The organism is Tolumonas lignilytica, from assembly GCF_000527035.1.
Lineage (GTDB): Bacteria > Pseudomonadota > Gammaproteobacteria > Enterobacterales > Aeromonadaceae > Tolumonas > Tolumonas lignilytica.
In genome coordinates, this window is the sequence record NZ_AZUK01000001.1 from 1,213,552 (window position 1) to 1,233,913 (window position 20,362).

A 20,362-nucleotide genomic window follows, 5' to 3' on the forward strand; every position below is an offset into this window, starting at 1 on the left:
TACCAGTGATTGGTGTGGTGCAACTTTAAGCACAAAAAACAAGAGGCCCCTAAGGGCCTCTTTCAAACATTATTTTAGTAATGCTTATTCCGCATTCAGGTTACCGGCTGCATTTAATAAATCAGCCAGATTCTGTTCAGCCTCATCGGCTGTTACCTGTTGTGTTGGCGCAACGACAGCCTGAGCTGCATTTCTGCGCTTCTGCAAGCGGTTGTGATGATAGGCAAAACCAGTACCAGCAGGGATCAAACGACCCACGATCACGTTTTCTTTCAGACCACGCAGATCATCAACCTTGCCTGATACCGCAGCTTCTGTCAGTACTCGGGTTGTCTCTTGGAACGACGCAGCAGAGATGAAAGACTCTGTATTCAGCGACGCCTTCGTAATCCCCATCAGTACACGACGGAATGTAGCGGGTTGTTTACCTTCAGCAACCAGTTTACGGTTTGCAATCTTCACACGCACAACGTCAGCTTGTTCACCTTCCAGCAGATCGGAATCGCCTGGATTGATGATTTCACACTTACGCAGCATCTGACGAACGATCACTTCGATGTGCTTATCGTTAATTTTTACGCCTTGCAGACGATAAACGTCCTGCACTTCGTTAACGATATAGTTCGCCACAGGGCTGATACCACGCAGACGCAGAATATCATGCGCAGATTCTGGGCCATCGGCCAGAACTTCACCTTGCTGAACCTTTTCACCTTCGAACACGTTCAGGTTACGCCACTTAGGAATCATTTCCTCATAGGCTTCACCACCGTCAGTTGGTGTAATGACCAGACGACGTTTCCCTTTGGTTTCTTTACCGAAGGAAATGGTACCTGAAATTTCAGCCAGAATAGCTGGTTCTTTCGGTTGACGAGCTTCAAACAAGTCAGCAACACGCGGCAAACCACCGGTGATATCTTTAGTACCACTGGACGCTTGTGGAATACGAGCAACTGCGTCACCCACATTCACCAACGCACCATCTTCCAGCTGAACAATTGCCTGACCAGGTAAGAAGTATTGCGCTGAAACATCAGTACCAGGGATCAATACATCTTTACCATTGGCATCAACCAGTTTCACTGTCGGACGCAATTCTTTACCGGTAGAGGTACGTTCGTTGACATCCAGAACCACGATGCTAGACAAACCAGTCAACTCATCAGTCTGACGAGTAATAGTAATGCCTTCGATCATGTTTTCGAACTGGATACGGCCCGCTACTTCAGTAATGATTGGGTGAGTATGTGGATCCCAGTTTGCGACGATTTCGCCTGCTTTTACGGCTTGGCCATCTTTCACTTCCAATACCGAACCGTATGGCAGTTTGTGACTTTCTTTCGTCCGTCCCAATTCATCCATAATGGTCAGTTCTGATGAACGTGAAGTGATAACCAATTTGCCTGCGCTATTCTCAACTGATTTCGCATTCTGCAGTTTCACCACACCCGTGTTTTTCACTGATGCACTGCTTTCTGCAGCTGCTCGAGATGCCGCACCACCGATGTGGAATGTACGCATCGTCAGCTGAGTACCTGGTTCACCGATAGACTGCGCGGCGATAACACCGGTAGCTTCACCGTTGTTAACCAGATGACCACGAGCCAAATCACGACCATAGCAATGAGCACAGATACCAAAATCAGATTCACACGCGATTGCAGAGCGAACCTTGATGCGGTCGACCGAATTACGCTCCAATGTATTACACCATTGTTCATCCAACAGCGTATTGCGTGGAATTAACAACTCGTCACTACCTGGTTTCAGCACATCTTCAGCAACAACACGACCCAGTACGCGTTCACGCAACGGTTCAACAACATCACCACCTTCGATCAATGGAGTCATCCACAGACCTTCGGATGTGCCGCAGTCCAGTTCAGTGATCACAACGTCTTGAGCAACGTCAACCAAACGACGAGTCAGATAACCGGAGTTCGCTGTTTTCAGTGCGGTATCCGCCAGACCTTTACGCGCACCGTGTGTAGAGATGAAGTACTGCAGTACGTTCAGACCTTCACGGAAGTTCGCAACGATTGGGGTTTCGATGATCGAGCCATCTGGCTTAGCCATCAGACCACGCATACCCGCCAACTGACGGATCTGAGCGGCCGAACCACGTGCACCGGAGTCCGCCATCATGAATACGCTGTTGAACGAGGCTTGAACTTCATCTTCACCGAGGGTGTTCTGTCTTGTCTCTTTAGACAAGTTTTCCATCATCGCTTTAGATACACGTTCGTTCGCACTTGCCCAGATATCGATAACTTTGTTGTAGCGTTCACCCGCAGTAACCAGACCAGATTGGAACTGTTCCTGAATTTCAGCAACTTCAGCTTCTGCAGAGGCGATGATCTCTTTCTTCGCTTCCGGGATGACCATGTCATCAATACCAACTGATGAACCAGACAACGCCGCATAATGGAAACCGGTATACATCAACTGGTCAGCAAAGATAACCGTATCTTTCAGACCTTGCTTGCGATAACAGGTATTCAATACTTTAGAGATCTGTTTCTTACCCATGGCTTGGTTAGAAACATATTTGATCCAACGCTCTGGATGTGCAGCCAGCTCAGCTTTACCTGCTTCGGTCATTGGCAGAGGCGGATCGATCAGCGCATATTCCATGCCTTTTGGCAGGATCAACGACAGGATCGCACGACCAACAGTAGTGTTTTTCAGCTCAGTTTTAGCAACCAGTTCACCCGCATCATTCTTCACATATTCAGTGATGCGGCATTTCACACGCGCATGTAACGAAGCCAGGCCAGCACGATAGACTTTTTCAGCCTCTTTCGCACCAGACAGCACCATACCTTCACCTTTAGCGCCAACACATGAACGCGTCATGTAGTACAGACCCAATACCACGTCCTGTGAAGGAACAATGATTGGTTCGCCAGAAGCTGGAGACAGGATGTTGTTGGTTGACATCATCAGTGCACGGGCTTCTAACTGCGCTTCCAGTGTTAACGGCACGTGCACCGCCATCTGGTCACCGTCGAAGTCCGCGTTGAACGCAGAACAGACGAGCGGGTGCAGCTGAATAGCTTTACCTTCGATCAGAATTGGTTCGAATGCCTGAATACCCAGACGGTGCAGCGTTGGCGCACGGTTCAGCATGACAGGATGTTCACGGATCACTTCATCCAGAATATCCCATACCACTGCTTCTTCACGTTCAACCATCTTCTTCGCAGCTTTGATGGTTGTCGCCAGACCACGGGTTTCCAACTTGCCATAGATGAACGGCTTGAACAGTTCCAGAGCCATTTTCTTAGGCAGGCCACACTGATGCAGACGCAGAGTAGGACCTACAGTGATAACGGAACGACCAGAGTAGTCAACACGTTTACCCAGCAAGTTCTGACGGAAACGACCTTGCTTACCTTTGATCATGTCAGCCAAAGATTTCAGAGGACGCTTGTTAGAACCGGTAATAGCACGACCGCGACGACCGTTGTCCAGCAACGCATCAACCGCTTCCTGTAACATACGTTTTTCGTTACGGACGATGATATCTGGTGCAGCCAGATCCAACAGGCGTTTCAAACGGTTGTTACGGTTAATGACACGGCGATAAAGATCATTCAGATCAGAAGTCGCGAAACGGCCACCATCCAGAGGAACCAGCGGACGCAGATCCGGTGGTAAAACTGGCAGGACAGTCATGATCATCCACTCTGGCTTGTTACCAGATTGCAGGAATGATTCCATCAACTTCAGACGCTTAGTGGTCTTTTTACGCTTGGTTTCAGAGTTTGTCTGGCTCAATTCTTCGCGCATAGTCGCGATTTCATGTTCCAGATCTTGCGCACGCAACAGAGCCAAAATCGCTTCGGCACCCATTTTTGCGTCGAATTCATCGCCGTACTCTTCCAGTGCGTCCAGATATTGCTCTTCGGTCAACATCTGACTGCGTTCCAGGCTGGTCATGCCTGCATCCACAACGACAAATGATTCAAAATAAAGCACACGCTCGATATCACGCAGAGTCATGTCAAGTAACAGACCAATACGAGATGGCAGTGATTTCAAGAACCAAATATGTGCCACTGGAGAAGCCAGCTCAATGTGACCCATCCGCTCACGGCGAACTTTGGTCTGAGTAACTTCTACGCCGCATTTTTCACAAATAACACCGCGGTGTTTCAAACGCTTATACTTACCGCACAAGCATTCATAATCTTTTACTGGTCCGAAGATGCGAGCACAAAACAGACCATCACGCTCAGGCTTGAACGTACGGTAGTTGATGGTTTCAGGCTTTTTAACTTCACCGAATGACCATGAACGGATCATGTCAGGCGATGCCAAACCGATCTTGATTCCGTCAAACTCTTCAGTTTTGCTCTGCGCTTTCAAAAACTTGAGTAAGTCTTTCACCTGTATCTCCCGTCAGGAGTTTAACTTCGGTATGCCGTAATACGGCATACCGTTACTATTTTGAGTCCAGTGAATAAGAATTTTGTTCTTATTCTTCTTCCAGCTCGATGTTAATACCCAACGAGCGGATCTCTTTCAACAGAACGTTGAAAGACTCTGGCATACCAGGTTCCATGCGGTGATCGCCATCTACGATGTTTTTGTACATCTTAGTACGGCCATTCACATCGTCCGACTTAACTGTCAACATTTCCTGCAGAGTATAAGCAGCACCGTATGCTTCCAGTGCCCATACTTCCATCTCCCCGAAACGCTGACCACCGAACTGAGCTTTACCACCCAGAGGCTGTTGAGTAACCAGACTGTAAGAACCGGTAGAACGCGCATGCATCTTGTCATCAACCAAGTGGTTCAGTTTCAGCATATACATGTAACCGACGGTTACAGCACGCTCAAACGGCATACCGGTACGACCATCAAACAGCGTGATCTGACCAGACTCAGGTTTGTCTGCCAATTTCAACAGGTCTTTGATTTCGCGTTCTTTCGCGCCATCAAACACAGGTGTTGCAACAGGTAAGCCTTTGCGCAGATTTTGAACCAGTGTACGAACATCATCGTCACTCAGTTCAGCAACATTAACTTGCTGCTGGTCACTACCGCCCAAGTCATAAACGCGCTGCAAGAACTCACGCAGTTCGGCTAACTCACGCTGCTCTTTGACCATACGATCAATTTTTTCACCGATGCCTTTCGCTGCCAGACCAAGGTGAACTTCCAGGATCTGACCGATGTTCATACGTGATGGAACCCCCAACGGGTTCAGTACGATATCTACCGGATTGCCGCTTTCATCGTATGGCATGTCTTCAATCGGACAAATTTTGGAGATAACCCCTTTGTTACCGTGACGACCCGCCATTTTGTCACCAGGCTGGATACGACGTTTTACTGCCAGATAGACTTTAACGATCTTCAGCACGCCTGGAGCTAAATCATCGCCTTGAATAATTTTCTGGCGTTTAGCTTCAAACTTATGATCGAATTCTTCTTTCAGTGCAACATGCTGCTCAGCGATCTGTTCCAGTTCGACTTGTTTACCTTCATCGTCTAATGACTGTTCCAGCCATTTTTTGCGATCCAGTTTGGACAAACGATCTTCACTGAAACCAGCCGCTACCAGCAATGACCGGGCACGACCAAAGATACCATCCTCGAGGATCTTGAATTCTTCAGTCAGATCTTTCTTCGCATCACGCAACTGCATGTCTTCAACTTCTTTGGCGCGTTTATCTTTTTCTACGCCATCACGAGTAAAGACCTGAACATCAATAACAGTTCCGTAAACACCATTAGGTACACGCAAAGAGGAATCTTTTACATCAGACGCTTTTTCGCCGAAGATTGCGCGCAACAGTTTTTCTTCTGGTGTCAGTTGAGTTTCACCTTTTGGTGTTACCTTACCAACCAGAATGTCACCGCCCTTCACTTCTGCGCCGACATAGACAATGCCAGACTCATCCAGTTTGGACAGTGCAGCTTCACCAACGTTTGGAATATCAGCAGTGATCTCTTCCGGGCCTAATTTAGTGTCGCGAGCAATACAGGAAAGCTCCTGAATATGAATCGTCGTCAGACGATCTTCCTGCACAACACGTTCAGAAACCAGAATCGAGTCTTCGAAGTTGTAACCGTTCCAAGGCATGAACGCGACGCGCATATTCTGACCCAGCGCCAGTTCACCCAGATCGGTAGACGGACCATCAGCCAGTACGTCACCCAGCATCACCGGCTCACCCACCGACACACAAGGACGCTGGTTGATACAGGTATTCTGGTTAGAACGGGTATATTTGGTCAGGTTGTAGATGTCGATACCGGCTTCACCAGGTAACAACTCATCTTCGTTAACCTTGACCACAATACGGGACGCATCAACGTAATCGATGAAACCACCACGACGAGCAACCACCGTTACACCGGAGTCAACTGCCACCGCACGTTCCATGCCTGTACCAACCAACGGCTTGTCAGCACGCAGTGTTGGAACAGCCTGACGTTGCATGTTCGAACCCATCAATGCACGGTTCGCGTCATCGTGTTCCAGGAACGGAATCAGCGATGCAGCAACAGAAACCACTTGCTGTGGACTTACGTCCATGTACTGGATCTGCTCTGCATTCATAAAGGTTGATTCACCTTTATGACGACATGGAACCAGTTCGTCTTTCAGTCGGCCATTTTCATCGACGTTAGCATTTGCCTGTGCAATCACGAAGTTACCTTCTTCAATTGCAGACAAATAATCTACTTCGTCGGTGATCACACCATCAATAACCTTGCGGTAAGGGGTTTCCAAGAAACCATATTCGTTGGTCCGTGAATAAACTGCCAGCGAGTTAATCAGACCGATGTTCGGACCTTCAGGGGTTTCGATCGGGCATAAACGACCATAGTGGGTCGGATGTACGTCTCGAACCTCAAAGCCAGCACGTTCACGAGTCAAACCACCAGGGCCCAATGCAGAAATACGACGCTTGTGCGTAATTTCAGACAGCGGGTTGTTCTGATCCATAAACTGCGACAGCTGACTGGAGCCGAAGAATTCTTTAACAGCAGCAGAGATTGGCTTCGCATTGATCAGATCTTGTGGCTGAACAGCATCCAGATCACCTAATGACAAGCGTTCTTTAACTGCGCGTTCAACACGAACCAGGCCAACGCGGAACTGATTCTCAGCCATTTCACCGACAGAACGGATACGACGGTTACCCAGGTGATCGATATCATCGACATCGTCTTTACCGTTACGGATGGCAATCAATTGCTTCATCACGTCAACGATATCATCTTCCGATAAAATACCCGTACCAATATGTTCTGGACGTGCCAGACGGCTGTTGAACTTCATACGACCAACAGTCGACAGATCGTAACGATCAGCAGAGAAGAACAGATTTTCAAACAACTGTTCTGCCGCATCCTTTGTTGGCGGTTCACCAGGACGCATCATACGGTAGATTTCTACCAGTGCTTCCAGACGATTTGTACTTGGATCGATACGCAGCGTTTCAGAGATATACGGACCATGGTCCAGTTCATTAGTGAACAGGACTTCAAACTGTTTAAACCCAGCCTGTGACAAGTTTGCGACCGCTTCCAGACTCAATGCAGTATTGGCATTGATCATCACCTCGCCGGTCTGTGGGTTTACATAGTCTTTAGCTGAAATTTTACCGACAACATAGTCAACAGGGACTTCAATTTGAGTCGTTCCCGTTTTTTCCAGTTGGCGGATATGACGTGCAGTAATACGACGGCCTTTCTCAACCACCACATCACCACCGGCAACGATATCGAAGGTTGCGGTTTCGCCACGCAAACGCTCCGGTACCAAATCCATCAGCACCTTACCATCTTTGATCTCAAATTTAATGGTTTCAAAGAAGGTGGTCAGGATTTCTTCCGTTGTAAATTCTAATGCACGTAAAATGATCGTCGCTGGTAATTTACGGCGGCGGTCAATACGCACAAACAGGTTGTCTTTGGCATCAAACTCAAAATCCAACCAGGAACCACGGTAAGGAATAACGCGTGCGTTATACAACACCTTACCTGAAGAGTGTGTTTTACCCTTATCGTGATCAAAGAACACGCCTGGGCTACGATGCAGCTGGGAAACGATAACACGCTCTGTACCATTGATAACAAAAGTACCGTTATCGGTCATCAGCGGGATTTCACCCATGTACACTTCTTGTTCTTTAATTTCTTTGACCGTGCCTGCCGCAGCTTCTTTATCAAACAGCACTAAGCGCAACTTCACGCGCAATGGAGCTGAATAAGTGACGCCACGGATCTGACACTCTTTTACGTCAAAGACCGGTTCTCCCAAGCGATAGCTGACATATTGCAGCTCCGCAGTACCAGAATAACTGGTAATGGGGAATACGCTGCGGAACGCAGCCTCAAGCCCGTATGCCCCTTCTGGGTCGGCATCAAGGAATTGTTTGAAGGAGTCCAGCTGAATGGACAAGAGATAAGGCGTTTCCAGTACCTGATCACGCTTACCGAAGTCCTTACGAATGCGTTTTTTTTCGGTATAAGAGTTAACCATAGGGTTCCTCAGCTCGCTGATAAGTGACCCAAGCTGCTCTGGCCAGAGCAGTTCTGTAATACATTGCTACAATCGTACATTTCGTACTCAATTATAAGCCCAGGTGAGCAATGTGAAATCCTGTGGCTTACAGCGCAAAAGGGCCGGTGAATTTTCTTCACCAGCCCTAGCCTGTTTTATCAGGCCGCTAACCTACTGTTTAGTAGATTATTTGATCTCAACAGAAGCACCTGCAGCTTCCAGCTCTTTCTTCAGAGCTTCAGCTTCATCTTTAGAGATGGCTTCTTTAACTGGAGTTGGAGCAGCTTCTACCAGGTCTTTAGCTTCTTTCAGACCCAGAGAGGTAGCAGCACGAACTGCTTTGATTACTGCTACTTTGTTAGCACCAGCTGCAGTCAGAATTACGTCGAATTCAGTTTTTTCTTCTACAGCTTCAGCAGCAGCAGGAGCAGCAGCTACAGCAGCAGCAGCAGAAACACCGAACTTCTCTTCCATAGCGGTGATCAGTTCTACAACTTCCATTACGGACATAGAAGCAACTGCTTCGATGATTTGATCTTTAGTGATAGACATGAGAAAAAATTCCTGTCGTTGAAGTATTAAAAATAAAAATAATCTGTTCTGTTACAAGAATTAAGCCGCTTCGGCTTCTTTCTTGTCGCGCAGAGCTGCCAGAGTACGAACCAGCTTGCCAGCTGAAGCTTCTTTCATAGTCGCCATCAGTTTCGCAATTGCTTCTTCGTAAGTCGGCAGAGTTGCCAGACGATCAATTTGAGCTGCAGGGATGAATTCACCCTGGAACGCACCACCCTTGATAGAGAACTTATCGTTCCCTTTTGCAAACTCTTTGAACAGACGAGCAGCTGCGCCCGGATGTTCATTAGAGAACGCGATCAGGGTTGGACCAACAAATACGTCTTTCATGCATTCGAAGTCGGAACCTTCCACTGCACGAGTCAGCAGAGTGTTACGAACAACACGCATGTAAACGCCTGCTTCGCGAGCAGACTGACGCAGAGCGGTCATCTTGGCTACGGTTACGCCGCGTGAATCGGCAGCAACAGCAGACAGTGCGCCTTTGGCAGCTTCGCTGACTTCAGCGACAATCGCTTTTTTGTCTTCGAGTCCTAACGCCATTGGCTTACTCCTGGAATTAATCTGGGCGAACCCAGAACTGTCAACACCTCTCTTTTCAGAGAGAACTCGGCGGCAGAGTCCAGAAGAAAGAAATCTTTCTCGCTGGGTTCCGGCACCGTCTACGCAGGTTAATTAAGGCTTACACCACCTGCGGTCTTGGACGGGAGTCGAGACCCCCAACCAAACTAAGGGGCAAGATTATAGACTATAATCTTGCCCCTAGTAAATGCTTTATGCAGCGTTGGCGTCCAGAGAAGCCTGATCAACAGCCATACCTGCACCCATAGTGGTAGACAGGCTAACTTTCTTGATGAATTGGCCTTTAGAAGTTGATGGTTTGCCTTTTTTCAGCGCAACCAGCAATGCTTCCAAGTTCTCTTTCAGTTGAGCTTCAGAGAAGTCAACTTTGCCGATGGTAGAATGGATAATACCATTCTTGTCGTTACGGTAGCGAACCTGACCTGCTTTAGCATTTTTAACTGCTTCAGCAACGTTAGGTGTTACAGTACCAACTTTAGGGTTTGGCATCAGACCACGTGGGCCCAGGATTTGACCCAGCTGACCTACAACGCGCATTGCATCTGGAGAAGCAATAACTACGTCGAAGTTCATTTCGCCACGTTTAACCTGTTCAGCCAGATCGTCCATACCTACCAGGTCAGCGCCAGCTGCAGTTGCAGCTTCAGCGTTAGCGCCCTGAGTAAATACAGCTACGCGAACAGTACGACCAGTACCATGTGGCAACACAGTTGCACCACGGACGTTTTGGTCAGATTTACGAGCGTCGATACCCAGATTAACTGCTACGTCAACGCTTTCAACGAACTTAGCAGTAGCCAGTTCTTTCAGTAAGGCAACAGCTTCGGTGATGTTGTACTCTTTGGTACCATCAACCTTTTCACGAATTACGCGCATGCGTTTAGTCAGTTTAGCCATTGTCTTATTCCTCCACTACCAGACCCATTGAACGGGCAGAGCCAGCGATGCAGCGGGCTTTCGCTTCCAGATCAGCACCAGTCATATCTGGTTCTTTAGTCTTAGCGATTTCCAGCAGTTGAGCATGAGTCACTTTACCCACTTTGTCTTTGTGTGGTTTAGAAGAACCAGACGTGATACCAGCCGCTTTTTTCAGCAGGAAAGAAGCGGGTGGAGTCTTAGTTTCGAAAGTGAAAGAACGGTCACTGTATACAGTGATTACAACTGGAGTAGGCGCGCCTTTTTCCAGTTTTTCTGTACGTGCGTTGAACGCTTTACAGAATTCCATGATGTTAACACCGTGCTGACCCAGTGCCGGACCTACTGGTGGGCTAGGGTTCGCGCTGCCGGCTTTAACTTGCAGCTTGATATAGGCTGAAACTTTCTTTGCCATTTTAAAATTACCTCAAATGTGGGTTCTAGCGCCTCGGAGAAAAACTCGTCATAGGCTCCCCAATAGAAAAGGGGCAGCGAATTATAGAGATAACCGCTGCCCCACACAACCGATAATATTAAACTTTTTCGACTTGACTAAAATCGAGCTCAACAGGTGTGGCACGACCAAAAATCAACACTGAAACTTTCAGACGGCTCTTATCGTAATCTACTTCTTCAACAGTACCATTGAAGTCGGCAAATGGACCATCAGATACACGAATAACTTCACCTGGTTCAAAGAGCGTTTTATGTTTTGGCTTATCAACAGACTCTTGCAGACGATTCAGAATCGCATCCGCCTCTTTGTCAGTGATAGGCGCCGGACGGTCAGATGTGCCGCCAATAAAGCCCATGACACGAGGTACATTACGCACCAAATGCCATGTAGCATCATTCATAATCATTTGCACCAGGACATAACCTGGAAAAAATTTACGTTCGCTTTTACGCTTTTGCCCTGCACGCATTTCAACGACTTCTTCGGTAGGAACTAAAACCTCACCGAACAGATCTTCCATACCGTGCATTTTGATATGTTCTTTAAGCGATTTGGCAACACGACCTTCAAAACCGGAAAAGGCCTGCACAACATACCAACGCATACGTTGTTCTGACATTGCTTACCCCTTCATTCCGGTAATAGATTGAACCAACCAAATTAGGGCGCCATCGATTAAGAATAAGAATAAGCCCATAACGGCGGTAAATGCAAAAATGATCAGGGTTGTCTGAATAGTTTCCTGGCGAGTAGGCCACACCACTTTACGGACTTCCTTGATGGATTCACGACTAAAAGTCAGCAGTGCTTTACCCTGTATCGTCTGCAATGAAGTCACCGCTGCTGCTGCAAAAGCAATTACAACTGCGACAATACGGATCACTAATGATTTATCAGCAAAAACTGAATTACCAACCACCGCAGCCGCCAGAAGAATGAAAACCAGCCCCCACAATGCGACGTTTTTACTTTTGTTGCGGTTCTGGCTCTCAACATTCACACTCATACAATCTACCTGTATTCGTTTTCAGTGCATTAAACCCGCGAGCTCGCGCGGTATTTGGCAGGGGCGGAGGGATTCGAACCCCCAACCATCGGTTTTGGAGACCGCTGTTCTACCAATTGGAACTACGCCCCTAAGATAACAAAGCCCCGATTATAGGGGCTTTGTTTATATTTGTAACCGAAAGAATTACTCGATTACTTTAGCAACAACACCCGCGCCTACGGTACGACCGCCTTCACGGATTGCAAAACGCAAACCTTCATCCATCGCGATTGGGTGGATCAGGGTGACTACCATCTTGATGTTGTCGCCTGGCATTACCATCTCTACGCCTTCTGGCAGTTCGATAGTTCCGGTCACGTCAGTTGTACGGAAGTAGAACTGTGGACGATAGCCTTTGAAGAATGGAGTGTGACGACCACCTTCTTCTTTTGACAGTACGTATACTTCTGATTCAAATTTGGTGTGCGGAGTGATAGTACCTGGTTTAGCCAGCACCTGACCACGCTCTACGTCGTCACGTTTAGTACCACGCAGCAGGATACCTACGTTCTCACCGGCACGACCTTCGTCCAGCAGCTTACGGAACATTTCCACACCGGTACAAGTGGTCTTGGTAGTCGCTTTCAGACCAACGATTTCCACTTCTTCACCCACTTTGATGATACCGCGCTCAACACGACCAGTGACTACGGTACCACGACCAGCGATTGAGAATACGTCTTCGATTGGCAGCAGGAATGGCTTGTCGATCGCACGTTCTGGTTGTGGAATGTAAGAGTCCAGCGCTGCTGCCAGCTCCAGAATTTTCTCTTCCCATGCCGCGTCGCCTTCCAGCGCTTTCAGCGCTGAACCACGGATAACTGGTGTGTCATCGCCTGGGAAATCGTATTCAGACAGCAGTTCACGTACTTCCATCTCAACCAGATCCAGCAGCTCTTCGTCGTCTACCATGTCACATTTGTTCAAGAAAACGATGATGTATGGTACGCCTACCTGTCGACCCAGCAGGATGTGTTCACGAGTCTGTGGCATTGGGCCGTCAGTTGCCGCTACTACCAGGATCGCGCCGTCCATCTGTGCAGCACCAGTGATCATGTTTTTAACATAGTCAGCGTGGCCTGGGCAGTCTACGTGTGCGTAGTGGCGTGATTCGGTATCGTATTCAACGTGAGAAGTGTTGATGGTGATACCACGTGCTTTTTCTTCTGGTGCGTTATCGATCTGATCGAATGCACGAGCCTGACCACCGAATTTCTTTGCCAGAACGTTGGTGATGGCTGCAGTCAGCGTGGTTTTACCGTGGTCAACGTGGCCGATGGTACCAACGTTAACGTGGGGTTTTGTACGTTCAAATTTTTCTTTAGACATGCTCGTCCCTCTAAGCTAACACTGTTATATGGTAAGAAACTCACCACGGTACACACCGTCCGACGAGTATCAACAATAGCTCTTTGAATAAAAATTGGAGCGGGCAGCGGGAATCGAACCCGCATCATCAGCTTGGAAGGCTGAGGTAATAGCCATTATACGATGCCCGCATAACTGCAGTTCCATGGTCAGGATGGTGGAGGGAGAAGGATTCGAACCTTCGAAGGCAGAGCCGTCAGATTTACAGTCTGATCCCTTTGGCCGCTCGGGAATCCCTCCATCAGTGCATGAAAGATCATGGCTACCTGCAAAGAGCGTTGCGAATTCTAGTGCAAGCGTGGCGGTGGAGCAACTACTCTGAGATGAGTTTTCGTGAGTTTTCTATCCCGTTTTCATGAATTTGTTCTGTTTTCTGCTTTTTGGCCTCGCAAATACGCTTTCGGTTGTCGAATTACAGGTGCTTGGTGTAATGTCTGGCGACTTGCTGAAAGGACTTCAAGAATGACTGCAGATCCACAACATCTCTCGCCTTATTTACATTTTTTCCGCGAACAGTGGGCTCATCTGCGAGACTCAGTCCCTCTTTCCTTGACCGAACAAGACTTGATTGATTTGCGCGGTATTCATGATGAATTATCGTTGGATGAAGTCCGTGATATCTATCTGCCTTTATCCCGTTTACTGAATTTATATGTCAAAGCCCGTCAGCATCGCAGTAAAGTCATTGAGCAATTTCTTGGCACTAACAGCGAACGTGTGCCTTATGTGATCAGTATTGCCGGTAGCGTTGCTGTCGGTAAAAGTACCACTGCGCGCATTTTGCAGGCATTGCTGGAGCACTGGCCTGAGCATCCAAAAGTCGAGTTAATTACCACCGACGGTTTTCTTTATCCTAACCGCGTTTTGGAAGAACGGGGCTTGATGAAGAAAAAAGGATTTCCACAATCCTATGATATGCGTCGGTTAGTTAATTTTGTTGCGGATATTAAAGCGGGCAAACAGCGTGTTGAAGCGCCTATTTATTCGCATCATATCTATGACATCATTCCTGATCAGGTCAAGGTTGTTGAACAACCCGATATTCTGATCATTGAAGGATTGAATGTATTGCAGAGCGGAATGGATTATCCTCATGATCCACATCGGGTTTTTGTCTCTGATTTTGTCGATTTTTCTATTTATGTAGATGCCGATAAGCAACTGTTGAAAGAGTGGTATATTCAGCGTTTTCTGCGTTTCCGTAAGAGTGCTTTTTCTGATCCATCCAGTTACTTCCATCATTATTCCCATTTTGATGAAACTGATGCCGCTGCAACTGCCAGCCGTATCTGGGATGAGATCAATTATCCGAATTTGATTGCAAATATTTTACCCACCCGCGAGCGGGCTAATCTGATCCTGACCAAAGGAAGTCAGCACGCCATTGAACAGGTCAGACTGCGAAAATAATCATGTTCAGATGTCGGCGCGTAGTGATATTTCACCGCCGACAAACTGACGTATGCCCTCTTTATCCTGCAACAACATATTGCCCTGCGTATCGATGCCGCAGTAAATCCCCTGTATCACCTGATCAGCCAATAACAACTTAACCGGTTGTTGCATAAACATGTCCAGACGATTCCAGTCCATCAAGAAAGGCGTCAAGCCATGTTGCTCGAACAACGTTAATGCTTCGCGCAATGCATCGATAATAGCCGCACTTAAGTAATTACGTTCAACCGTCACTGGCTGTTCAGCCAGATGGGCACAGGGTTGATCCAGACGAAGTATCACTTCTTCCGGTAAGTTGAGATTAATGCCAACTCCAATGACCAGATGACACAAGCCACCAACGGCAGCCGACATCTCAACCAAGATACCCGCCAGCTTTCGGCGCGCCATGTAAATATCATTTGGCCACTTTAAACTGAGCCCCTGATAGCCTAATGCTTCCAGTGTTCGCACGACCGCAACACCAATGGCCAGACTTAATCCCATTGCCGCGACGGGCCCAGCATCAAGCCGCCAGTACATACTCATGATAAATTGGCTGCCGAAAGGGGAATGCCATTGCCGGCCTCGACGGCCTCGCCCTGCTGTTTGCATTTCTGCCAGCAGACATTCGCCTTTCTGCCAGCGAGCCAGATGGCCCATCATGTATTGATTGGTGGAATCAATCACCGCGCAGGTATGTATAGGTGCTCCGTGCAGGTGCTGGCGTAGCAGTTCGGGATTCAGCAATTGCAGCGGTGAATTCAAGCGATAGCCTTTACCCGTGATGCTGAAGATCTCCAGCCCTAACTGGCGCAAATTTTTTATTTGCTGACTAATGGCCGCCCGGCTGATGCCAAGGCGAGAGCCGATCTGTTCTCCGGAGTGAAAAGCACCATCTGCCAGCATATTTAGCAATAATTGCTGCCGCGACGTCAGTTGCTTCATTGGATAGCCCGCAGACTATTAATTTCACCGGAGGCGCCCATAAAACGCACTTCAGGCTCCAGTTGTATTGCAAATTTTTGCCGGACAACATCAGCCACATATTTGGCCAGTGCCAATATCTCCGCCGCGCTGGCTTGCCCCAAGTTCACCAAGACCAAGGCCTGTTCGCGATGAACCCCTGCGGCTCCCAGACTAAACCCTTTCAGACCAGCCTGCTCAATGAGCCAGCCAGCAGCCAGCTTTCGCTGTCCGTCTGGTGCTTCAAAACAAGGCATCATGGGATAAGTATTTTTCAGCTCATTTGCCTGAATAGCACTAACTACTGGATTTTTAAAGAAACTACCGGCATTCCCCAAAACCGAAGGCTCGGGTAATTTGCTTTGGCGGAGCGTGCACACCGTATCGAAAATTTGCTCGGCTGATCCGTTATCGCCCAGCACCTTAAGCGGGCCATACGCCACGACCGGTTTCCATTGCTTAGGGATCTGCAACCCCACCGCAGTGATGATGACCTGATCATGCAGTGCATGTTTAAACACACTGTCCCGATAACCAAATTGGCATTGTTCTGCACTGTAGCGCTCCCTATGCCCATCGGCAAAATGCCAGGTATCGACATAAGTGCAGAACTGACAGAACTCGACACCATAGGCACCAATATTCTGGACCGGTGCCGCCCCCACAGTACCGGGAATTAACGCTAAATTCTCCATGCCAGGCATCTGGTGTTGCAGTGTCCACTGAATCAGCTGATGCCAATTTTCTCCGGCCGCAACATGCAATAACCAGCTATCTTCTGTTTCCTGAACGGTTATGCCTTTCAGCCGATTAATGATGACTAAGCCATCAAAATCAGTCGTAAATAAAATATTACTGCCTTCGCCAATCAACAACCGCGGCATCGAATCAGACCACCACGCGTTCTGTCGCAATGCATCCAATTCGTGTTCGCTACTGAGGATCACACCGCTTCGGGCATGAACATCCAGACCGAAGGTATTAAACGGTTTCAGCGGGAATGGCGTCGTTGGTTGCATAGCGAAAGCCTTATTTGAATCGGAAGAAAAACAAAGCGGCACCCATTAGTGCCGCCTGAATGCTGTTTCAGGAATTAAAAACCACCGCGGCCAAAACCACCTGGCGGTAACATATTCCGCATGCTACCCATCATTTTGCGCAGGCCACCTTTACCAGCCACCTTTTTCATCATTTTTTGCATCTGGTCGAATTGTTTCAGCATGCGGTTAACATCTTGAATTTCGGTACCAGAGCCCATTGCGATGCGGCGTTTACGGGAACCTTTGATAATATCCGGGTTCCGACGCTCTGCTGGCGTCATAGAGTTGATGATAGCTTCCATGCGGACAGTCAATTTATCATCCAATTGCCCTTTCACATTATCAGGCAGTCCCGCAACACCCGGTAACTTATCCAGCATGCTCATCATGCCACCCATGTTACGCATCTGAACTAATTGTTCGCGGAAATCTTCCAGATCGAAACCTTTCCCTTTCTGTACTTTCTGCGCGAGCTTTGTGGCTTTTTCTTTATCAACGTTACGTTCCATCTCTTCGATCAGAGACAGTACGTCACCCATGCCAAGAATGCGCGATGCAATACGATCCGGATGGAATGGTTCCAGCGCATCGGTTTTTTCACCCATACCGATGAACTTGATCGGTTTGCCCGTGATGTGCCGTACAGAGAGTGCCGCACCGCCACGGGCATCACCATCCGCCTTGGTCAGGATCACGCCGGTCAGAGGCAGTGCTTCACTGAAAGCTTTGGCCGTATTGGCAGCATCTTGCCCGGTCATGGCATCAACCACAAACAGCGTTTCGATAGGATTCAGTTGTTTGTGCAACTGTTGGATCTCTTCCATCATCTCGCTATCGACGTGTAAACGGCCTGCCGTATCGACAATCAACACATCAAAATAACGTTTACGAGCACTATCCAGCGCCGCTGCCGCGATTTCAGCAGGGGTCTGGGCTGTTGAACTCGGGAAGAATTCCACGCCAATATCATTGGCCAGTGTTTCCAACTGCTTGATCGCCGCTGGACGATAGACGTCGGCAGATACAACCAGCACCTTTTTCTTTTGACGTTCCGTCAAGAATCTCGCCAGTTTTGCCACAGAGGTGGTTTTACCAGCCCCCTGCAAACCCGCCATCAATAAGATAGCCGGTGGCTGTGTGGCGAGATCCAAATCCTGGTTGGCCTCCCCCATGACCGCGATCAGCTCGCCATGGACGATCTTTATAAAGGCCTGTCCTGGACTGAGGCTCTTGCTGACCTCCTGCCCTACTGCACGCTCTTTGACGCGATTCACAAACTCTTTCACTACTGGCAGTGCAACATCGGCCTCCAGCAGAGCCATACGCACTTCGCGCAGTGTATCTTTAATATTTTCGTCAGTAAGACGCCCACGCCCGCTAATGTTGCGCAACGTGGCGGATAGACGCTCGGTTAAATTCTCAAACATGACTGGCTCCGCAGCTTATGGCCAAATTGTTGCCGATTATAGCCAAGTCACTGCGGATACTAAAGAAAGGGATCACGTGAACATGACTTGTCCGCTGAATTGATTCAATTTCGTCAAAATTTGGCATTTGGTATTTGCGTCTGGCCGCTCATTGAAGAGACAGCTATACTGCACTTTCACTTGTTTCGATGGTTATGATGAATGATGCTAATTGTGGCGTTACTGAGCATTAGCTTTTATCTGCTCGCAGCCAGCCTGACACTGCGGCAATTTCTCAATACCCGACAGCATGCGGGAAAACGCATTCTGGCTATTGCATGGTCAGCCATGTGTTTTCATCTGTTGGTTCTCGGCGTGACGATTGTTCAGGCGGCCCCCGTACAAAACATGAGTGTGCTGAATGTAGCTTCACTGATCGCCTTGTTAATCAATATCTTGCTTACAATTATCAGCCAGAAACAAAATAGCTGGATTTTACTGCCATTTGCCTATGCCTTTACGGTCGTTCTGCTGTTTAGCAGTCTGTTCATTCCTGACCACTATCTGACCAGTCTGAATAACCGTCCGGGACTGGTGATCCATATTGCACTGGCGCTGCTGTCTTATGCCATGATGAGCATTGCCAGCTTGTTTGCGCTATTACAGGTTTATTTAAACCATCAGCTCAAACACCGCCGCAAATTGAATTTACAGAATGTTCCACCGCTATTAAGCATTGAAAAACAACTGGTTCGCTTATTACAGATCGGCGGCGTATTGCTGACATTATCCATCAGCAGTGGTTTCTTATTTCTTGATAACATGCTGGCACCGAGCAATATCGATAAAGTCGGCGTCTCTGTCGTCGCCTGGTGTCTTTATGCCACCTTGCTCTGGGGACATTATCAGCGGGGATGGCGCGGTCAGCGTCTGGTCGTGCTGACGCTCACCGGTAATGTCTTGCTGGCGGTTGCTTATTTTGGCAGTCGCCTGCTGCATCAACTGCTTTCATGAAGCGTTATTGCCAGCGAAAATTCTTTGCCCTGCTCACTACGTTGGGCGGCATTTTTTGAGCCAATCGGGTCAATAATAATGCGGCTTGCTTGTATTGCTTATCATCACTGATCACAGAATGGTGCAACCAACTGTAAGCTTCTTCGTAGTCCAGCGGACTACCTAAACCAGACACCAGCATCTGCACCCAACCGATCTGCGCCTTGAGATAGCCTTGCCCTGCTGCTTCATGCATCAGTATTGCCGCTTGCTGCGGATCGCGTTGTACATAGCGCCCTTTGGCATAATAACGCGCCAAATGCTCCAGTGCCGCAGGCATCCCCTGATTGGCAGCCTTCCAAAGATATTCAAGACCAGATTCCACATTGAGAGCCGTACAGGTTCCGGTCAGCTGCATATCGCCCCATAAATATTCATAGGCAGGTAACATAACTACCTTGGCCCTGGCCTCGATATCTGTCACTAACTGGCACTCATCAATTTTTTCAACCCGTTCCAAATGCTTGCCTTCGTTGATCAATTTGATCAACTCCTCCTGGGAGTATATCTGGATCACTGGCAAATCAGATGTTGGCGTGTTGACCGAAAGCTTTAACACTTCATCCGGTATATTTTCCTTTTTAGGTGCATGACCTGAGGCGGCTGACGCTTCTTGTTTATCAGGCGATTCGGGAACCGCCAAAGGAGCCACATCCAATGGTTTTGGCCCGGTATTATTACTATTATCGGAAGCCGTCCCTTCTTTCGGTGCAATATTGAGTGCTTTATTTACGGATTGAGAAAACTGTTGTCCGGAAGAGTTGCCTGGCGTTACCGTCGGAGGGCTTTCAATACCACTGAAAATTGCGGTACTCGGCGGAATAAAATCCGGATTAGAGGTTGTTGCATCTGTGGTTGTTCCGGTCGGCGCAGTGGTCCCTGTCGGCGCGGCAGAACCATTCCCTGCGGCATACACGGCAGTGCTGGCAAACAAACTAAATAATATCCAAATACTGCGCATATTCGATTCCCCCTGTATTCAGTATATCG

The 20,362-nt window shown here is 48.2% G+C and carries 15 protein-coding genes and 3 tRNA genes; 2 read left to right on the forward strand and 16 right to left on the reverse strand.

The window, feature by feature from the left end:
- Positions 1-84 precede the first annotated feature (84 nt).
- From rpoC to H027_RS0105855, 12 genes are all read right to left on the reverse strand, one after another.
- Entirely contained in the window at positions 85-4,392 is a 4,308-nt protein-coding gene (gene rpoC, locus H027_RS0105800; protein ID WP_024871556.1) for a DNA-directed RNA polymerase subunit beta', read from the reverse strand.
- Between the two features lie 88 nt (positions 4,393-4,480).
- A complete protein-coding gene (gene rpoB / locus H027_RS0105805; protein ID WP_024871557.1) occupies positions 4,481-8,509 on the reverse strand; it encodes a DNA-directed RNA polymerase subunit beta in 4,029 nt (1,342 codons plus the stop codon).
- Between the two features lie 207 nt (positions 8,510-8,716).
- Positions 8,717-9,082 carry a 50S ribosomal protein L7/L12 gene (rplL, locus tag H027_RS0105810; RefSeq protein ID WP_024871558.1) on the reverse strand — a complete coding sequence of 122 codons (366 nt, stop codon included), beginning with the start codon at positions 9,080-9,082 and terminating at the stop codon, positions 8,717-8,719.
- A 60-nt stretch (positions 9,083-9,142) separates the two neighbouring features.
- Positions 9,143-9,646 carry a 50S ribosomal protein L10 gene (rplJ, locus tag H027_RS0105815; protein WP_015879827.1) on the reverse strand — a complete coding sequence of 168 codons (504 nt, stop codon included), beginning with the start codon at positions 9,644-9,646 and terminating at the stop codon, positions 9,143-9,145.
- A 231-nt stretch (positions 9,647-9,877) separates the two neighbouring features.
- On the reverse strand, positions 9,878-10,582 hold the full coding sequence (gene rplA / locus H027_RS0105820; RefSeq protein WP_024871559.1) for a 50S ribosomal protein L1: 705 nt from the start codon (positions 10,580-10,582) through the stop codon (positions 9,878-9,880).
- 4 nt (positions 10,583-10,586) lie between these two features.
- Positions 10,587-11,015, reverse strand: a complete 429-nt coding sequence (gene rplK, locus H027_RS0105825; RefSeq protein WP_024871560.1) for a 50S ribosomal protein L11 — start codon at positions 11,013-11,015, stop codon at positions 10,587-10,589.
- A 118-nt stretch (positions 11,016-11,133) separates the two neighbouring features.
- A complete protein-coding gene (nusG, locus tag H027_RS0105830) occupies positions 11,134-11,676 on the reverse strand; it encodes a transcription termination/antitermination protein NusG (RefSeq protein ID WP_024871561.1) in 543 nt (180 codons plus the stop codon).
- A gap of 3 nt (positions 11,677-11,679) precedes the next feature.
- Positions 11,680-12,057, reverse strand: coding sequence for a preprotein translocase subunit SecE (gene secE, locus H027_RS0105835; protein ID WP_024871562.1), 378 nt, complete (start codon positions 12,055-12,057; stop codon positions 11,680-11,682).
- Between the two features lie 61 nt (positions 12,058-12,118).
- Positions 12,119-12,195: transfer RNA gene (locus tag H027_RS0105840), tRNA-Trp, on the reverse strand.
- A gap of 54 nt (positions 12,196-12,249) precedes the next feature.
- Positions 12,250-13,434, reverse strand: a complete 1,185-nt coding sequence (gene tuf, locus H027_RS0105845; protein WP_024871549.1) for an elongation factor Tu — start codon at positions 13,432-13,434, stop codon at positions 12,250-12,252.
- A 95-nt stretch (positions 13,435-13,529) separates the two neighbouring features.
- A tRNA-Gly gene (locus H027_RS0105850) sits at positions 13,530-13,604 on the reverse strand.
- Between the two features lie 24 nt (positions 13,605-13,628).
- A tRNA-Tyr gene (locus H027_RS0105855) sits at positions 13,629-13,713 on the reverse strand.
- A 222-nt stretch (positions 13,714-13,935) separates the two neighbouring features.
- On the opposite strand from H027_RS0105855, the gene coaA reads away from it, so the two are divergent.
- A complete protein-coding gene (gene coaA / locus H027_RS0105860) occupies positions 13,936-14,883 on the forward strand; it encodes a type I pantothenate kinase (protein WP_024871563.1) in 948 nt (315 codons plus the stop codon).
- Positions 14,884-14,889: 6 nt separating this feature from the next.
- On the opposite strand, the gene birA is transcribed toward coaA, so the two are convergent.
- From birA to ffh, 3 genes are all read right to left on the reverse strand, one after another.
- A complete protein-coding gene (birA, locus tag H027_RS0105865; RefSeq protein ID WP_024871564.1) occupies positions 14,890-15,855 on the reverse strand; it encodes a bifunctional biotin--[acetyl-CoA-carboxylase] ligase/biotin operon repressor BirA in 966 nt (321 codons plus the stop codon).
- On the reverse strand, positions 15,852-16,892 hold the full coding sequence (murB, locus tag H027_RS0105870; protein ID WP_024871565.1) for a UDP-N-acetylmuramate dehydrogenase: 1,041 nt from the start codon (positions 16,890-16,892) through the stop codon (positions 15,852-15,854). The genes birA and murB overlap by 4 nt, the downstream gene beginning before the upstream one ends.
- Before the next feature lie 74 nt (positions 16,893-16,966).
- Positions 16,967-18,340 carry a signal recognition particle protein gene (gene ffh / locus H027_RS0105875; protein ID WP_024871566.1) on the reverse strand — a complete coding sequence of 458 codons (1,374 nt, stop codon included), beginning with the start codon at positions 18,338-18,340 and terminating at the stop codon, positions 16,967-16,969.
- Between the two features lie 201 nt (positions 18,341-18,541).
- Between ffh and H027_RS0105880 the strand changes: the two genes are divergently transcribed.
- Positions 18,542-19,333 (forward strand): cytochrome C assembly family protein, encoded by a 792-nt coding sequence (locus H027_RS0105880; RefSeq protein WP_051448956.1) that lies wholly within the window; start codon positions 18,542-18,544, stop codon positions 19,331-19,333.
- Between the two features lie 4 nt (positions 19,334-19,337).
- Here the strand turns inward: H027_RS0105880 and H027_RS19110 are convergent, their stop codons facing one another.
- Positions 19,338-20,333: a tetratricopeptide repeat protein gene (locus H027_RS19110; RefSeq protein ID WP_024871568.1), complete on the reverse strand. Its 996-nt coding sequence runs from the start codon at positions 20,331-20,333 to the stop codon at positions 19,338-19,340.
- Between the last annotated feature and the right edge of the window lie 29 nt (positions 20,334-20,362).